At 63.1% G+C, this 16,758-nt stretch carries 14 protein-coding genes; 1 reads left to right on the plus strand and 13 read right to left on the minus strand.

Annotation, left to right across the window (positions count from 1 at the left end):
• Positions 1–24: 24 nt before the first annotated feature.
• From dapA to GX515_10940, 8 genes are all read right to left on the minus strand, one after another.
• Positions 25–909, minus strand: a complete 885-nt coding sequence (dapA, locus tag GX515_10905) for a 4-hydroxy-tetrahydrodipicolinate synthase (protein ID HHY33500.1) — start codon at positions 907–909, stop codon at positions 25–27.
• A 78-nt stretch (positions 910–987) separates the two neighbouring features.
• Complete coding sequence (dapG, locus tag GX515_10910) at positions 988–2,220, minus strand: aspartate kinase (protein ID HHY33501.1); 1,233 nt, start codon at positions 2,218–2,220, stop codon at positions 988–990.
• Between the two features lie 339 nt (positions 2,221–2,559).
• Positions 2,560–3,591, minus strand: coding sequence for an aspartate-semialdehyde dehydrogenase (locus tag GX515_10915; GenBank protein HHY33502.1), 1,032 nt, complete (start codon positions 3,589–3,591; stop codon positions 2,560–2,562).
• Positions 3,592–3,750: 159 nt separating this feature from the next.
• The gene (locus GX515_10920) at positions 3,751–4,365 is read right to left on the minus strand and encodes a dipicolinate synthase subunit B (protein HHY33503.1); all 615 of its coding nucleotides are present in this window, start codon (positions 4,363–4,365) and stop codon (positions 3,751–3,753) included.
• A 37-nt stretch (positions 4,366–4,402) separates the two neighbouring features.
• Positions 4,403–5,299, minus strand: a complete 897-nt coding sequence (dpsA, locus tag GX515_10925) for a dipicolinate synthase subunit DpsA (protein HHY33504.1) — start codon at positions 5,297–5,299, stop codon at positions 4,403–4,405.
• A gap of 582 nt (positions 5,300–5,881) precedes the next feature.
• Positions 5,882–6,694 carry a 4-hydroxy-tetrahydrodipicolinate reductase gene (locus GX515_10930; GenBank protein ID HHY33505.1) on the minus strand — a complete coding sequence of 271 codons (813 nt, stop codon included), beginning with the start codon at positions 6,692–6,694 and terminating at the stop codon, positions 5,882–5,884.
• Between the two features lie 96 nt (positions 6,695–6,790).
• Positions 6,791–7,597, minus strand: coding sequence for a Spo0E family sporulation regulatory protein-aspartic acid phosphatase (locus GX515_10935; GenBank protein ID HHY33506.1), 807 nt, complete (start codon positions 7,595–7,597; stop codon positions 6,791–6,793).
• Positions 7,494–8,789 (minus strand): insulinase family protein, encoded by a 1,296-nt coding sequence (locus tag GX515_10940; GenBank protein ID HHY33507.1) that lies wholly within the window; start codon positions 8,787–8,789, stop codon positions 7,494–7,496. The genes GX515_10935 and GX515_10940 overlap by 104 nt, the downstream gene beginning before the upstream one ends.
• Positions 8,790–9,259: 470 nt before the next feature.
• Here GX515_10940 and GX515_10945 point away from each other — a divergent pair, with 470 nt between their 5' ends.
• Positions 9,260–10,759, plus strand: a complete 1,500-nt coding sequence (locus tag GX515_10945; protein HHY33508.1) for an SH3 domain-containing protein — start codon at positions 9,260–9,262, stop codon at positions 10,757–10,759.
• 66 nt (positions 10,760–10,825) lie between these two features.
• Here the strand turns inward: GX515_10945 and GX515_10950 are convergent, their stop codons facing one another.
• The 5 genes from GX515_10950 to GX515_10970 form a co-directional block, all read right to left on the minus strand.
• A complete protein-coding gene (locus tag GX515_10950) occupies positions 10,826–11,848 on the minus strand; it encodes a polysaccharide deacetylase family protein (protein ID HHY33509.1) in 1,023 nt (340 codons plus the stop codon).
• On the minus strand, positions 11,841–12,752 hold the full coding sequence (locus GX515_10955) for a polysaccharide deacetylase family protein (GenBank protein HHY33510.1): 912 nt from the start codon (positions 12,750–12,752) through the stop codon (positions 11,841–11,843). Before GX515_10955 ends, GX515_10950 begins: the two co-directional genes overlap by 8 nt.
• 192 nt (positions 12,753–12,944) lie before the next feature.
• Entirely contained in the window at positions 12,945–13,400 is a 456-nt protein-coding gene (locus GX515_10960; protein HHY33511.1) for a hypothetical protein, read from the minus strand.
• A gap of 152 nt (positions 13,401–13,552) precedes the next feature.
• Complete coding sequence (locus tag GX515_10965) at positions 13,553–15,790, minus strand: DEAD/DEAH box helicase family protein (protein HHY33512.1); 2,238 nt, start codon at positions 15,788–15,790, stop codon at positions 13,553–13,555.
• On the minus strand, positions 15,791–16,672 hold the full coding sequence (locus GX515_10970) for a deoxyribonuclease IV (GenBank protein HHY33513.1): 882 nt from the start codon (positions 16,670–16,672) through the stop codon (positions 15,791–15,793). It abuts the gene before it with no gap.
• Positions 16,673–16,758 lie beyond the last annotated feature (86 nt).

Below are 16,758 nucleotides of genomic sequence, written 5' to 3' on the forward strand. Positions count from 1 at the left end.
GACCGGGGTGACGGCCGAGAGCCGTCATGCGACAAGCCCCAACCCCGCTAGCGCCTCACGCACGACGGCCGCCTCTTTCTCGCCAGCCTCCACGAGAGGCGGCCGCAGCCCGCCGACGTCGAATCCCGTAAGCCTGAGCGCAAGCTTGACCGGGATCGGGTTTGCGGTCACGAAGAGCGCCTTGAAGAGCGGGAACAGCTCTGAGTGGATCGCCGCAGCCTTCGCCACCTGTCCTGAGACGTACGCCTCGACCATCTCTCTCAACCGTCTGCCGACAACGTGCGAGGCCACGCTGATGATGCCTTCGCCGCCAACGGCTAGGATGGGAAGGGTCATGCTGTCATCGCCGCTGTAGATCTTGAACGATTGCGGGGTGCGCCGGCGAATGTCCGTGACCTGGTCGATGCTGCCGCTGGCCTCCTTGATCGCGACAATGTTCTCGACCTTTGCAAGCTTCTCAACGGTGTCCGGGGTCATGTTTATGCCTGTCCTCCCGGGCACGTTGTACAGGATCACCGGCAGACTGGTCGCCTTCGCGATAGCAGTGAAATGAGCCACGAGCCCGTCCTGCGGCGGCTTGTTGTAGTACGGTACAACAGCCATGACTCCGTGGACCCCGATCCTCTCGGCCTCGCGTGTCAGCTCCACGCTGGATGCCGTGGCGTTTCCGCCGGTGCCGGCGATCACCGTGGCGTCTTTCCCAACGGCGTCCATAACCACCTCGAACAGCTTCAGCTTCTCTTGCTTCGTCAACGTCGGCGACTCTCCGGTCGTCCCGGCCACGACGACTCCGTCTGAGCCCGACTCTACCAGCCTCTTCGCAAGCTCTGCCGCCCTGTCGTAGTCCACCTCGAGTTCGGGAGTGAATGGCGTGACCATCGCGGTAAGCACACGTCCGAAGCTCCTCATACGAGCATCCCCCCAGTAAGGCTTTTGTTCCGCCCGCCCGCGGCGCGGGTGCAGTTACGAGCCCGACGCCCGGAGTCGCTACACCCCGAGGCCGAACTTCGCGTGCAGACTTCTCATGGCTTTCTGCAGGTCTTCCTTTCGCACCAGGCAAGATATGCTTGCGTGCGAGTCTGCCGTCTGGTATATGGGCACTTTCGCTTCTGCGAGCGCCTCCACCACGCGGGCCATGACGCCCGGCACACCCCTCATGCCCGCTCCGACCACGGACACCTTGGCACAACCGCGCACCATCCTTATGGTGAGCCCGTCAATGTCGAGTCTCTCCAGGACCGCCACCGCAGTCTCGGCCAAATCCTCGCTCACGGTGAAGCAGATGAACTCCGGGAAGACGTTGATCAGGTCCACGCTAATGCCGGCGTCGGCAAGCGCCCTGAACACCCTCCTGGCAACGCCGGATTCGTTGACGTCCTCAGAGGAGTCTATGCGAATCTGCGCAACGTTCGCCAGGTGGGTGACGCCCGTCGCCACCTTGTCGGATCGTATCACCGCACCGTCGGAGACCGTGCCGGTCCTAGTCACGAGGGTGCCCGGCTCGTCGGAGAAAGTGTTCCTGATCCATATGGGAATTCCGCCTTCCATAGCTATCTCCACGGCCCTCGGATGGACCACCTTTGCGCCTAGATGTGCCATCTCAACGACTTCCCTGTACGTCATCGCCCGGAGAGACCTCGCGTCGGGGACGATCCTCGGATCCGCCGTCATTATCCCCTCGACATCCGTGTATATCTCGACAGCCTCCGCTCCCAATGCCACGGCGAGGGCCGCAGCCGTGGTGTCGCTCCCGCCGCGGCCAAGGGTGGTAACGTCGCCCGAGCGCGTCACACCCTGGAACCCTGCGACCACCACGACCTTGCCGTCCCGCAGCTGCTCGACCACCCGGTCGGGCCGGACTTCCAGAATGCTCGTGTTGCCGAAGTTGTCATCAGTAATTATGCCCGCCTGGGCGCCGGTCAGCCCCACTGCTGGGCATCCCATCGCCCGAAGCGTCTGGGCCATCACGACAGTGGAGATCACCTCGCCGCACGAGAGAACGAGATCCAGCTCACGCCTGTCAACCTCGTTATGTGCCTTTCGCACCAGGTCAATAAGGGTGTCTGTTGCGTACGGCTCCCCCATCCTTCCCATGGCCGAAACGACCACAACAGGGGAATAGCCGCGCGCCTTCGCCTCTAGCACCTTGGTCGCCGCGCGGGCTCTCTGGGCGGGCGTGGCGACTGAGGTGCCGCCGAACTTCTGCACCAGGATCCTCAAGGTCTTCACCTCGCCGAGTCGTCGAATTGGGCCTTCGGTCGGTGAGATGCGCCCCGGTCGATGAGCGCACATAGTGGACCCTGGACGCGCCCCGCGTCATGCCCTTTGCGTCACCGCGCGGGTTCTAAGTAGATCGCCACAAGTTCGCGCCACTTTGGAAGACGCCAGTCCCCCGTGCGCGGTCACAGACCGTGCCCTCCGGGGACGGCGGCCGCCCCTGCGGCGCGCGCCTCGTTCGAATTCGGCGCGCCAGATGGCCGAATTCTCCACGCCCCGTCGTGCAAGCACCGGCAACCCTAACGCCGTCAAGAAAGAAGATGAGAACATGTGGCGTCATACTTAGATGAGACCCTGACGGAGGGCCTCCTCTGCTATTTGAACGGCGTTCAACGCCGCGCCCTTCCGGAGCTGGTCGCCCACGATCCAGAGATTGAGGCCGCGCTCGATGGAATTGTCTTCCCTCACGCGCCCGACCTGCACCTCGTCACAACCCGCGGCCGCAAGAGGCATGGGATACACCATGTGCTCTGGGTCGTCCACGACCTTGACCCCGGGAGCCCTCGAGAGAACCTCGAGCGCCTGCTCCCGAGACAGCTTCCTTTCCGTCTCGATGTTGAGCGACTCGGAGTGACATCTTTCCACCGGCACGCGCACGGTCGTCGCCGTTACCGCAATGCCCGGGCCCATTATCTTCTCCGTCTCGCGCACCATCTTCCACTCTTCTTTTGTGTATCCCATCTCCTGGAACACGTCTATGTGCGGGATCAGATTGAACGCGATCTGATAGTGCCTTGGAGCGTACGCAAAGGGCAGGGCCCCGGGGTTCACCGTCTCGCCCGCAAGATATGCCCGGCTTTCCTCGAAAAGCGCGCTCATCGCCCGAGCGCCTGCGCCTGAAACGGCTTGGTACGTCGACACCACGACCCGTCTCACCGTGGCGGCGTCGTGAATCGGCTTTAGAACGACAACCATTATGATCGTGGAGCAGTTGGGGTTCGCGATGATGCCGGAATGCTTCGCGATGTCCCCCGGGTTCACCTCCGGCACTACCAGGGGCACGCTCGGGTCCATGCGGAACGCGCTGGAATTGTCTATCACCAGGACACCGGCCCGCGCCGCGGCAGGCGCGTATTCCCTGGACACCGATGCCCCGGCGGAGAAGAACGCGAGGTCATGCCCGGCGAGCCCGGATTCCGAGAGAGCGTGCACGGGCAGGCTCTCGCCTCGGAAACGCATGGTTTTCCCCTCAGACCTTGCCGACGCAAACAGGGAAAGCGTGGCGCAGGGGAAATCCCTCTCTTCGAGGACCCGAAGGAACTCCTGGCCGACGGCCCCCGTCGCGCCGACTATAGCTACGTTTAGTTTACGCACGGTCATCCCCTCTCAACGCACCCCGGGGTTCCTAGTGCCCCGGCACGCCAGGCGCCGTCCGGCTCTTCCGCCAGGACGCATCCCCTGCACGGATCGGCCGAGCGCTGGCGCCGCGTGAGCGGCATGACGCGTGGGGCCCCCGGGTATGCCCCTCAACCGCTATCTTAGGTTAGCATATCCCGCAGTCTTCGTCCTGTCAACAAGCAATGGCTGAATCTGTCTTCCCTCCAACGCACCCACGACCGCATCCACCATTAGGTTCATGTCGCTCACCAGGGAGTTGGGCTTGCTTTCCGGCGCGTCCTGCCCGAACGGGATCATGAACACGTTCTTGGTGTTGAGGAGGATGCCGAGGTTTTTCGCGTTTGCGCCGAGGCCGTCGTTTGTCGAGACCCCGAGAATAAGTGGGCGCCCGTTGCGCAGGGTCGACTTCGCGGCCATGAGCACCGGGCCGTCGGTGATGCCGATGGCGAGCTTCGCCAGGGTGTTTCCAGTGCATGGCGCGATGACCAACGCATCAAGGACCTTCCCGGGCCCCAGCGGCTCGACCTCCTGGATCGTGCATGCCGGCTCTCTCCCGGTGATCTGCTCGAGCCTCCGCGCCGTGTCGGCAGCCTTGCCGAACCGGGTGTTCTGCGTGGCGACCTTCTCTGACAGGATGGGATAAACGTCCGCTCCCTCCGCAACGAGCTTTTCGATCTGCGGAATGACCTCAGGGATGGTACAGAAAGACCCGGTCAACGCAACGCCAATCTTCTTGCCAGCAAGTCGCATGGCTGACACCTCCAGCACGTGTTACGCACCTCACGGGTCAGCGGAGACGGGTAAGTTGTCTACGGATCATTTGAGGTAAGGCCTCGGCGAGGATGGCGCCGGCGGTCCTAGGCGCAACCTTGCCGGGCAGGCCTAGGGCGTGAATGGCCTTGACGCCGTATCGGGCGGCGGCTTGGAAATCAGTGCCCCCCGGCTGCGACGCAAGGTCGATGATGAGAGATCCCGGCCTCATCCCTTTGATGACTTCCTCGGTGAGCACCACCGCGGGCACCGTGTTGAACACGACGTCCGCACTAGACGTCGCCTGAGACAGAGACGAGAGGTGAATCGTAGACCCCCCCATCTCCTCAGCCCTTGCCAGCTGCGCAAGGTTTCTCGCGGCGACCGTGGTCCGCGCGCCGAGTGCCAGAAGGACTCTCGTCAGAGTGATGCCGACCCGGCCGAATCCGACGACAACCGCGCGGCACGAATGGATCGTTACCGGCAGTTCCTCCATGGCGATCTGGATGGCGCCCTCCGCAGTCGGTATCGAGTTCCTTATGGCAACTTCATCGTCCTCGGTCACTTCAACGAGGGTGACACCGTGTTTCGCCGCGAACTCTTTGAGTCGCGGCCTCGCGGCTCCAACGAACAGCGGAACGCCGGGCGGGATGACCTCGAGCACCTCCTCGCTCAGCGCTACCGTGACTTCCGGGTCGAGGGTTCGCACCTTGCCGCCAACATCTAGCCCGCCCATGCCGACCACCACTGCATCGGCACCTCGGAGCGCCTCGAACACAGAGGTCTCCCGGTCCACGCCGGCCAGCTCGGGAAGATCGGGATACCCCACCGCTTTCACCCTTGCGCCCTCCGCCAGGAACCTCTTCATCACCTCTATCTCTCGCCAATCCCCCCCGAGCACCGCGATGACAAGCCCACCAAGGCCGCCCTTCATCCACGGTCCCTCCCCTGACCTCAAGTCGCTACGCGTAATATATGAACTCATGCGAGGGCCGGTGCTTGTTTCGGAAGGCCTCTCGGGGCGTTCCCCAGGCTTTCTTTCAGGGACTTGCGCGGTGAGGCCATCGAGGGCAGAGAGGTCGCGCGCGGCGTCGAGGGATGCGAATGCGGATCCCGGGAACGCAGCGTTCCTCGGGCGACAGGTCAAGTCTCTTCTGAGTATGTCGCCAAAAGTTAAAGTTCGCGCTACTTTTCGGCGGAGGGGTCCTGGCCAGGGTTGCCGGTGTTGCCCTCCGGGGACAGCGCGCTTGCGGCTCGCCTCGTTCGAATTCGGCGCTCAAGACATCCGAATTCTCCACGCCCCGTCGTGCAAGCACCGGCAACCCTTACGCCGTCAAGAAAGGGGGCGAAAACTTATGGCGCCATGCTTAGAGGCAAAGGAGGTTGCAGGTGTTGGACCGAGCGCCACGCACAACACCGGCAACCTCCGTATTGAACTCCGTATGGCTCAATTGCTCGAAGAAACCGACTGCTCGTTGAAACGCGCAGCCTACGCGAGCCAGGCTCCCCGCCTGACTCAGAGGTCCAGAATGTGCTCGAGGCCGAAGACCGCGTGATCCAGGTCGACGACCTTTCGAATGGCCAGCAGCACGCCGGGCATGAAGGATTCCCTCGATATGGAATCGTGGCGGATGGTGAGCAGCTGACCAGGCCCTCCGAAGAGGACCTCCTGGTGGGCGACGAGGCCGGGCAGCCTCACGCTGTGTATGCGCACGCCGCCCACGCTCTCACCGCGCGCGAGCGGCCCCTCGGCACCCGCTGCCGCGGCGGCCTCAGCCCGCGCCCGGTCCGTTCTAGCCATGCCTTCCGCAGTCTTGATGGCCGTGCCGGAGGGCGCGTCCACTTTTCTGTCATGATGCAGCTCGATTATCTCAGCGGCGGGGAAGTACCTCGACGCGATCTCCGCGAACTTCATCATGAGCACCGCGCCTATCGCGAAATTCGGAGCGACTAAGGCACCGGTGCTGGTCTTTCGGCAAAGCCCGGCGATCTCATCGAGGTCTTGCGCGCGAAGACCGGTCGTTCCCACAACGCATCGCACGCCCATCCCCAGCGCCGTCCTGACGTTCCCCATCACGGCAGCGGGATGTGTGAAGTCCACCATGACATCGGGCCGAAGCCGGGAGAGGGACGTCGCCAGGTCCGTCGTCACTTCGAGAACCTCGTCCGTGCGCTCGGGATCGATCGGCACCGTCCCGCCCTTGACGTCAACCCCTCCGACAAGCTCCATGTCGGATTCTCTCGACACCGCCGCCATGACCTGCCGCCCCATCCGGCCCGCGGCGCCAGTCACGACCACTCTTATCCGCGATGTGTTCTCCGTGTTCATCTCCATTTGCTCCCCTCCCACATTCGCCCGTTAAGTACACGTCACTTCGGCGCCGCTCTTCACCGGCAGCTCCACGCCGGTCCACGGACCTCCGAATCAGTGGATCTCGATATCGGACGCGCCAAACTTCGCGAGCACGTTTTTCGCGTCATCCACGGTGTTGTCGTCGGCCTTCACAACCGCGAGGATCTTCCCTTCCTTCACCTTGCTCTCGTAGTAACGTCCCCGCTCTTCGGGAATGCCGAGATCAACCAGACCTCCCACGATCCCGCCCGTCACGGCCCCCGTGAGCCCAGCGGCTATGGGGCCTGCGGCCACGATGGGGCCGATCCCGGGAATGGCAAGCGCGCCAAGCCCGGCGAGAATGCCCGCTGCTCCACCTATAGCGCCGCCAGTGAGGGTACCGCCGGTGAGGTCGTCCCCTCCTCCTCGCATCGTGAGCCCGCCCTCACCGCGGTCGCCTCCCTTCATGCGGTCTTCCTTAGCAACAATCGATACCTTGTCGTCTCCGAAGCCCTTTTGCTTGAGCTCCTGGACCGCTCTCTCGGCCTTGTCGCGAGAATCAAACGTGCCGATTACGCTTGCCACTTGCACAGCCTCCTCCGAAACACTGGATTTCGGCGTTAGTTTGTCATGATGGCAAGCCAGGTATTCACCGCACTCCGTGGCGGCCGCAACCTCCTCGGTACATCGGCCCCCGAGCTCTTGCACGTCGCGGCCATCGATCTTCTCCTTGATGCGCAGGTACTGGGCAACGAGCCTGTCCAGGTTCTCGCTGATGCGGTACGTCTCCGCCCCATCAAGCCTGCCGTCGTCCCTGGCTATGGCCGTGTGAAGCTCCGCGCGCAGCTCCTCGATGGCATCCCGGAGCCACTGCAGCCTCTCGCCTATCTTCCCGACCATGGCACTCCCTCCGAACGAATGACGATCTGGTCTTTCTCGGGCCGACCGCAGCCGCAACGGGCTTCGCTCCGCTGAGAAGCTCCGCTGCCACCCTGCGTACATCATCTCCAGTCACAGCATCGATCTTGCCGAAAACCTCGTCCGGAGTCTCCAGAGGTTCGTGGAAGAGCTCGAGGCGCCCAAGCCTGCTCATGCGGCTGCTCGTCGTCTCGAGATTCAACACCAGGCCGCTCTTCAGCTGTTCTTTGCCCCTTGCGAGCTCCTCTTCGCTGATTCTGCACGACGCGACCCGTTCAAGCTCTTCGCGGATCAAATCCTCCACGACCTCCGCACGGTCCGGGTTCGTCGCCGCATAGAGGATGAAAGCCCCCACATCGTCAAACGAAGCTACGTACGAGTATGTCGAGTAGACTAGGCCCCGATCTTCCCTGAGATTCTGAAACAGCCTCGAGCTCATGCCACCGCCAACAGCGATGTCGAGGAGATAAAGCGCGAACCTTTTCGGATGTTTCCTGTTGTATGCCTCAACTCCGAGGCAGAGATGGACCTGTTCGATGTTCTTCTGTCGAAACACGCGCACCCCTGGCGTCCATGACGGGCGCACCTCGTCGTGCACAGTGCCAGACGGCGGCAGCTCGAGGTGTCTATCCAATGCCTCCAAGATCCTCTCGTGACTCACGTGTCCCGCTGCCGCAACCACCACATTGTCACACGTGTAGTGGTCGTGCATGTACCTCGCCACCACGTCCCGCGTGAGGCTTCCAAGCGTCTTCTGCGTCCCGAGCACGGGCAAACCCAGGGACCGGTTGCCCCAGCCGGCAGCCGCGATCTCGTCGTGAACCAGGTCTTCCGGCGAATCCTCGTACATCCCGATCTCCTCGGCCACCACCCCCCTCTCCTTCTCCACGTCCTCCGGAGCCAGGAGCGGCCGGCAAACCAAGTCGCACAGGATGTCCACGGCGAGGTCAACGTGCCGGTCGAGCACCTTTGCATAAAAGCAGGTATGATCCTTTCCCGTGAAGGCGTTTAGCTGGCCTCCGACGTCGTCCATCTCTTCGGCGATCTGCCTCGCGGTGCGCCGCGTCGTCCCCTTGAACACCAGGTGCTCGATGAAGTGCGAGACGCCGTTCTCAGCCGGATGCTCCCACCGAGATCCCGCCCTTACCCAAATGCCGATTGAGCAAGACCGCACGTCGGGGATCTCTTCTGTGACAACCCTCACACCAGAAGGGAGGCAGGTGCGTTTGTAGGAAACCGTGTCACCCGTCTTTGACAGTTCTCTCCACCCCTCGTCATCAACCGACAGACATTCATAAATTCGCCCACGTCAATATGATTCCTCTTTCGTACCGAGAGAATCTCGCCAGGTTGTTGCACATGACTCTTCCGCCTGCTGGGGCGTGCGCCGAGTTGGACGGCCGAAGCGCGTCGCGCGCCTCATCCGGAGCGCGCCGGGCGGGGCTGTGCTTTGGAGCTTTGGAATACGAAGTCTGCATGCATGCCTCGCGTTCCGCCGCTACGCTTGGATGGAAGCAGCTACAGAAACAGGTTTGGCTAGTGAAAGTTACATAAAGGATCGTCGGGCTTGCAATAGAAGTCCACATTACACACCGTGTGCGTCCGCATCGGCCGGACGTTCCGACCGAGGAGGAGAAGCCCGACTTGGACCCAAAGATCGCAGCAGCTGTCATGACCCTCCTTCTACTGGTTTTCTCAGCACAAGACCAAACCCCTTCCCCCGGCCCCGTCGAGCCGCCTGCGGACGCGCCCGGTGTGTCGGTATCGGGCGGGGCCGCTTCCGGGCCCGCAGCCGGGCTGGCATCGACCGGGAGCGGCGCAAGCCAGGGAGCCAAAAACGCAGCCGGGAGCACGCAGCGCGGGTCCGCTAGCACAGCTTCGTCAGGATCATCCAAGGCAAGGCCCGCGCCCCTCCTGGAGCCTGGCACGAGTACCACTGTGACAGAACGCGCGCGGGTGAGGAAGGGGCCCGGCACGTCATACGCCACCCTAACAAAGGTGAATCCCGCCACGAAGCTCGTCGTCCTTGCGCGTCACGATGACTGGTACCAGGTCCGATTGGATGGCGGCAAAGTAGGCTGGATCGCGGGTTTTCTGCTGGTGGACCCGCTTGACGCGCGCGAAGGCGACGCGGGTCTCGGAGCCAACGACGCAGCCTCCGCTACGCCGGGACGTAGCACGAACAGCACCACCTGGGTGTTGGGGTACTATGCGGAGGACTACCCGGGCGACCCCACGTCGTACGGCTCGCTCCTGAGGGGCAAGGGGGTCCTCGACTCCATGGCGGCCTTTCTCCACCCTGTGGGGACCGACGGCCGCGTATCCGGGACGGCGAGCAAGCGCGCGGTCGAAGCCGCGAAGGCGGCTGGAATTCAGGCTCTAGCGCTCGTCCATAATATGGGTCCTTCAGGATTCGACGCAAAACGCGCAAGCGCCCTTCTCCAGAACACGAACTCACGGGAAGCGGCGATACGAGATATCCTGAGCATCCTGGAGCAGGGTGGGTACGACGGGGTGAACATCGACCTCGAAAACGTTCGCCCGTCCGAGCGGGACAAGCTCACAGCGTTCATGCAGGAGCTCGCTCAAAAGCTCAAGCCGCGGGGGTATCTCGTAACCATGTCGGTGCCGGCGAAGACTGCGGATCATTCAGGAGCGGACTGGGTCGGTGCGTTCGACTACTACGCACTTGGCCGCGTGTGCGACCGCGTGATGCTGATGACCTACGACGAGCATTCTTGGACCAGCGGCCCTGGCCCGGTCGCGTCGTACAATTGGGTGGAGAAGGTCGTGCGGTATGCAATAACGCAGATGCCGCGCAGCAAGATCCTGCTGGGGATCCCGGCTTATGGGTATGATTGGAATCTCCAGACGGGCAAGGTGACGGCCCTCTCGTACACGCAGGTCATGAGCCGCGCCAAAGCCCTCGGCATCGACCCGTCGTGGGACCAGACCGCGAGATCGCCTTATTTCAAATACGTAGACTCGCATGGCGCCCGACACGAGGTGTGGTTCGAGTCCTCCAGCAGCATAAAGCCCAAGCTCGACCTCGTCACCGCGTACAACTTGGGAGGCGTGGCCATATGGCGCTTGGGATACGAGGATGACGCCTACTGGCAGGTCATCCGGCAGAAGCTGGGATGACGGCGCCGGGATGACGGCAGTAGACGCGTAGGACGGGACGGGTGCCACAGCCCGCTGCCCACCGTCTCACCGAGCGCCCACGAGCTCAGATATGGTCGCGAACTGATAGCCGTTTTTCCGTGCGGTCTCAATGATGGCGGGAAGCGCCTTGATCGTGACCTCTGTAGGGTGCATCAGGACTATCGCACCAGGCGACATCTTTCGCACAACCCGGTCGATCACCTTCTGATGGTCCTTCGTGTTCCAGTCTATGGTGTCGATCGTCCACATGATAGTGGTGTAGCCCAGAGACGCGGCGGCCGATGTCACCGTCTGGTTGCATTCCCCGTACGGGGGAGCGAACAGCTTCCTCGGCTTCGCGCCGAGCCTCCCGAGCAGGTCCTCGTTCCGGAGAATCAAGTCACGGATCTCGGCCTCAGGCATCTTGGCCACGTGCACATGTTTCGCGCCATGGTTTCCGATGTCATGCCCTTCAGCTGCAAGGAGCTTCACCGAATCCGGGTACTTCTGGGCCCACTCTCCGTCGATGAAGAAAGTAGCCTTGACGTTGTTGGCGCGGAGGATCTCCAGCATGCCAGGGAGGTATTCCTCACCCCACGCCACGTTTACCGCGAGGGCCATGACCTTCTGGTCGGTGTCGACTTTGTACACGGGGCTGAAGAGCCTTCGCGTTATGGTGGGCATCACCGTCACCCTGGCGAGCTCCACCGCTTCGCCAGGCTTAGCCTGCATCACCCTGGCTACGGTGAGGTCCACATCGATATCAGTGCCTGGTTCCTCAGCTATTATCTCTCCGGTCTCCTTGAAGAGCATGGCGTCCTTCGGTGCGACCCGTTCCTCTTCCGCCATGGTTTCCACGATCCGCCGCACTTCCTGAGGCATTAGCCCGGCTACCTGTCTGCCCTCGAGAGTCACGCCGGGCCGCACCCCGTAGAAGACCCGTTTCACCTCATCGAGGGACGAGACGAAAACCGCGGTGAATACCATGACAAGGACCGCAAACGCCGCGAGCAATATGCCTTCCTTGCTAATCACGATGGCTGTCAGGCGTGCCTCGCGCTTCGGGATCAACCTGTCCTCCCTACGCATCCACCGGAGACCTCCCCTCATGTCGTCCTGCTTCCCCCGGCACCTCTATAGGACGCTGCTCTCCCGTGTGAGGGTGTATGTAGTACCTTCCCTCCAGCAGAAGGCTGGAAAGAGGAACGATGGCGTATCCCTGCTTCTTCAGCTCGGTTATGACGGAAGGCAGGGCTTCGACGGTGTGGGTGCCCGTGACATGGAATCTCACGATGGCCCCCTTGTGAATCTTTCCCAAAACCCTGTCTTTGATGTCGGCAGGGGGGGCACCCCGCCAATCCAGCGAATCTATGCTCCATATGACGGTTTCGTAACCGAGGTCTCTGGCGGCCTCGATGACCTTGTTGCTATACTCGCCGTAGGGCGGCCGGAACACCTTGGGGGCACGTCCTGTGACCTCTTCCAGGGCCTTGTGGGCCTTCTCCAACTCCCGCTTCAGCTCGGAAGGGGAAAGCGAGTTCGGGTGCGGCACAGAGTAAGTATAGTTCCCTAGATCGTGACCGTCCGAGACGATCTGCCGAGCCACGACAGGATGGTCCGACACCCATTTGCCGGAGACGAAGAAGGTGGCCTTGACCTCATGCTCCCTAAGCACCGCGAGGATCTCCGCCGTCCGGTCCCTGCCGAACCCGCTTTCGAACGTGAAGGCCACCTTCTTGTCGGCGCTCGCAACGAAGTACACAGGGACGAGCCTGCCCGACACGGTGGCGATGACCGCCCGCGCAGCGCCCACGAGAGCGAGTTCAGCGGCGTGAACGATGGCGAGCAATAGGATGGCTGCGATCACCAGGCGGCGCCAGTTTCGCCCTATGACAACGAGCATGGACCGCCCTCCCCCATGGACCGCGTTCCCGTAATTATGTATGCCGGCTGGGAACGCCACATTCCTGGGGTTATCGAGATGCTGCAGCATCGGTGCACCTCTGCCGGGCCCGCGCGCGGGTCCGGCACAGCCCCGTGGCTCGAGCAAGGAGGCGGGGGCGTCGCCTGCGCCCCCGCACCTGCCGACCCGTTGCCAAGCAACGTTGCCAACCAAGGTCATGGCCTGCCCTGACCCGAGCCTTGCCGAGCAGGCCCGACGCGCCAAGCTCCTTGGCCTATGCCCTCACCTCGCGAAGTAGTGGTTTCCTATGATGATTGTTATGGGACGGGAGAAGATCCACGGAGAGGAGACTTTCGCAGGATTGTAGAAGTAGAGGGCGCCGTACGTGGGGTCCCATCCGGCCAACGCGTCCTGGGCGGCCCGATAAGACTCAGGGTCCGGCGGCAGGTTGATCTGCCCGTCCATGACAGACGTGAACGCCCACGGCTCGTATATCACCCCGGCTACTGTCTTGGGGAAACGCGGGTTCTTCAGTCTGTTCATGACGACCGCACCCACGCCCACCTTGCCCAGGTACGGCTCGCCTCTGGCCTCACCCGCGATGAGGTGGGCCAACAGCTCGTAATCGGATGATGCCGCGCTCGCGACGTCGCCCGACGGCACGGGAAGACGCGCCGACGAGACGAGGAGCACGGCCAGAAGTCCGAGTGCCACGATTCTGGTCTTGCCGAGTCTCATGGCGTTACCTCCTTACCTGGTACTTTGTCGACGCGCGCGAACACGCGCGAGGCGGAGCCCGATGGGCCCCATTAATACGAACTCGTGAGCGGATCATAGCATACCAAAGCAGGGCAAGGCAACCGGAAGATCATGTCAGGGCGGAGTCCGCGTCAGCCAAGCCAAGATCGCACCCTCGACACAACGTCCGCGGCCGCGCCGGCGTAGCACTCGACGCCGGTGGGGAGCGAAGACAGGAAGACTGCGCCGTAACGCTTCTCCACGAGCCGCTTGTCGAGGACGACCACCACGCCCCTGTCCTCACGCGTTCTTATGAGCCTTCCGAATCCCTGCCGGAACCTCACGACCGCGCTCGGCAGGGTATACGAGTAGAACCCGCTGCTGCCCGCCTTTTCCGCGGCCTCCACCTTCGCCTCCACGAGCGGGCTCGTGGGCACCTGAAACGGCAGTTTCACCAGGATGACACAGGACAGGGCCTCGCCAGGCACGTCAACGCCTTGCCAAAAGCTGTCGGCTCCGAGCAGGACACCCGGTTTCTCCCGGAAATGCGTGAGCATGAGATGGCGAGGCATGTCTCCTTGTCTGAACACTGGGATCCCGGTGCCCTCCAGACCTGCGCGCAGCACCTCGTGGGTGTGGTAAAGCATGTCCATGGACGTGAAGAGGACAAAGGCCCGCCCCCTGGACGCCTTCACGATGTCGACGATCGCCCGTGCGGCCGCGTCCTGGAACGCTGGGTCCTGAGGATGCGGGAGGTCGCAGGCCACGGCAAGCAGCGCTTGTCTTGAGAAGTCAAACGGCGAGTCGAACACGATCTCGAGTGGCGGCTCGCTCGGGCCCGTGAGGCCGACTTCCTTTCTAAAAAAGCCAAACTCTCCTCGCACGGTCAGAGTGGCTGAGGTAAACACAGCCGACTCGACTTGGGAGAAGAGGCGTTCCCCAAGGATCGGCCCGACGTCGAGAGGCGTCGCCACGAGCTCGACGTCGTTGGGAAGCATCTCGGCCCAGTACACGTGCGTTTCATCCCCCCGGCGCATCACGAAGTCGAGGGCTGCGGCCTCCGAGGAAATCCTCACAGCCGAGCCCTGGAGCTCCGCCATGAGTCCCTGGAGACGCTCGTCGCCGTCAGCATCGAGGTCAGCGAGGCTGTCCAGCACAGAGCCGAGGTCGCGGGCCACCTCATCCGCCCTGATGATGACGCGTTCGGCGCCGGGAGCGATGTCCTCCTTCCAGGCCGCCGACGCGACGAGCTCGTCCTTCAATCTCACCGCGCGTTGCCTCGCGCGGTCACGCTCGCCTTGGCCCTCCCGCGAGCTATCCCACCCCATCTCTCTGCGAACAGGGTCAGGGCCCAAGGGATCCATCACCCGCGTGAGCGAGTCGAAGAACCACTCGACGCTCTCGCGCAGGCGCTTGACGCTCTCGGTGGCAACGTCCACCAGGCGTCCCACACTGGCACGCTCGCCTTGTGCGCCCTCTCCGTCGGCGTCGCGAAACAGGCTTGCCCGGAGCGATGCAAGCAGCCCGCCCTCGCCTCTTCGGCCGTCACCCCTGCCGCGTCCCCGCTCTGCGCGCACGAGGTCTTGGCAGGCCTTGCGCATTTGCGCGAGGCTCGCACGGCGACCTAGCCTTTCAGCCGCGACCTCTGGGACGTTGTGAGCCTCGTCGAAGATGACGTAATGATAATCTGGAAGAACCCGCGCACCCGGCATGCCCGGGCCCGTCGCCCTGAGCGCAAGGTCGGAGAAAAGCAGGTGGTGGTTGGTGACCAGGATGTCCGCTTGTTCCATCTCCGCCCTCGCCCGGGCGAAATAGCACGTGGAAAGATAGGGGCACCTCGCGCGAAGGCACGACATGGAGTCGGACGCGATCTGGTCCCAGAGAGCCTGGGGCACCGCAATATGGAAGTCCGACTTCGAGCCAGTGGGGACGCTCGGCAATTCGGAAAGGACGGCCGCCAGGGCCTGCCTGAAAGCCGGGTCGGCCGGGGGGTCATCGGCCTCGCTCGCGACGCGTGCAAGCTTGCGCCGGCACACGTAATTGGCTCTGCCTTTTACTAGAGTGAAACGGAACCGCGCGCCGAGCGCGCGCGAGAGGCCGGGGAGGTCCTTGTGGATGAGCTGCTCCTGAAGGTTTATCGTGTTTGTGGACACGACGACCTTCTCGTTGCTTTCGCGAGCCCACAGCACGGCAGGCACGAGGTACGCAAGGGACTTGCCGGTGCCGGTGCCGCTCTCGATGAACGCGTGACGAGAGGTGGCGAACGCCTTCCAGACCGCGATGGCCATTTCGACTTGGGGCTGCCTCACCTCGTAACCCTCGAATGCCGAGGCGAGCGGCCCGTGCGCTGAAAAGACAGCCGCCACCTCGTCCTTGCCGACCCGCGACATCTACCAGCTCACCGCCTCAGCCGCGAGGCGGCGCAATACAGCGAGGTTGCGCGCGTCGTCGTCGAGGGTTTTGCGAGGAGTCTCGAGGATGAAAGGAAGATGGGCGAGCTTCGTACAGCCGAGAATGGTGCGGAAGCCGTCTTCGCCGATGCATCCCTTCCCGATGTCAGCATGACGGTCCAGGTGCGACCCGAGATCTCCGACGGAATCATTGGCGTGCACCAACGCGAGGCTCGTCCAGCCCACGGTGGCCTTCAGCTTTTCAAGGACTTCCGACAAGCCCTCCGCGGTCCGGATCTCATAGCCTGCCGCGAGCACGTGGCAGGTATCCAAGCATATGCCCAGCGGCACAGCACGTGCCCGGTCCATGATCTCCATCTGTTCCTCGAACGTCTTGCCTATCTCCGTGCCAGCGCCAGACACCATCTCCAGGAGGAGGCGTGGCTTTTCTGCAGCCCCGTTGCCCGTCGAGGGCGTGTGACACGCGATCTCGCACGCGTCCACGATCGCCGAGGCGATCCTGGCGATGCCGGCCGCCTCTCCCGAGCCGAGATGGCTCCCGGGGTGAAACACGAGCATCTCGGCACCGACCGCCTTTGCGAGCATGATGTCATGGGCAAGCGCGTCCCGCGACGCCTCATACGTCTCCTTCTTCGGGGACGCGAGGTTGAGCAGGTACGGAGCGTGGATGACGAGCGGCTGGATCCCCGCGGCCGCGAGACCCTCCTTGAAAACCCGGGCCTCTTCTTTATCGATCACCCCCGCCCGGAGGCTTCGCGGGCTTCGCGAGAACATCTGCATCGTGTCACACTTGAGGAAGCGGGCGGCTTCGAGAGCGCTCCGGAGACCGCCGGCCCTGTTCACGTGGGCGCCGAACTTCACGGCACATCACCCCCGTGGGCAGGTATTCGCTGCTCGGAAGGGATTTCCTGCAAAGGCAGGGGCCACGCCCGTTCGCAGGTTGGGTC

Source organism: Bacillota bacterium (genome assembly GCA_012842395.1).
Lineage (GTDB): Bacteria > Bacillota > SHA-98 > UBA4971 > UBA4971 > UBA6256.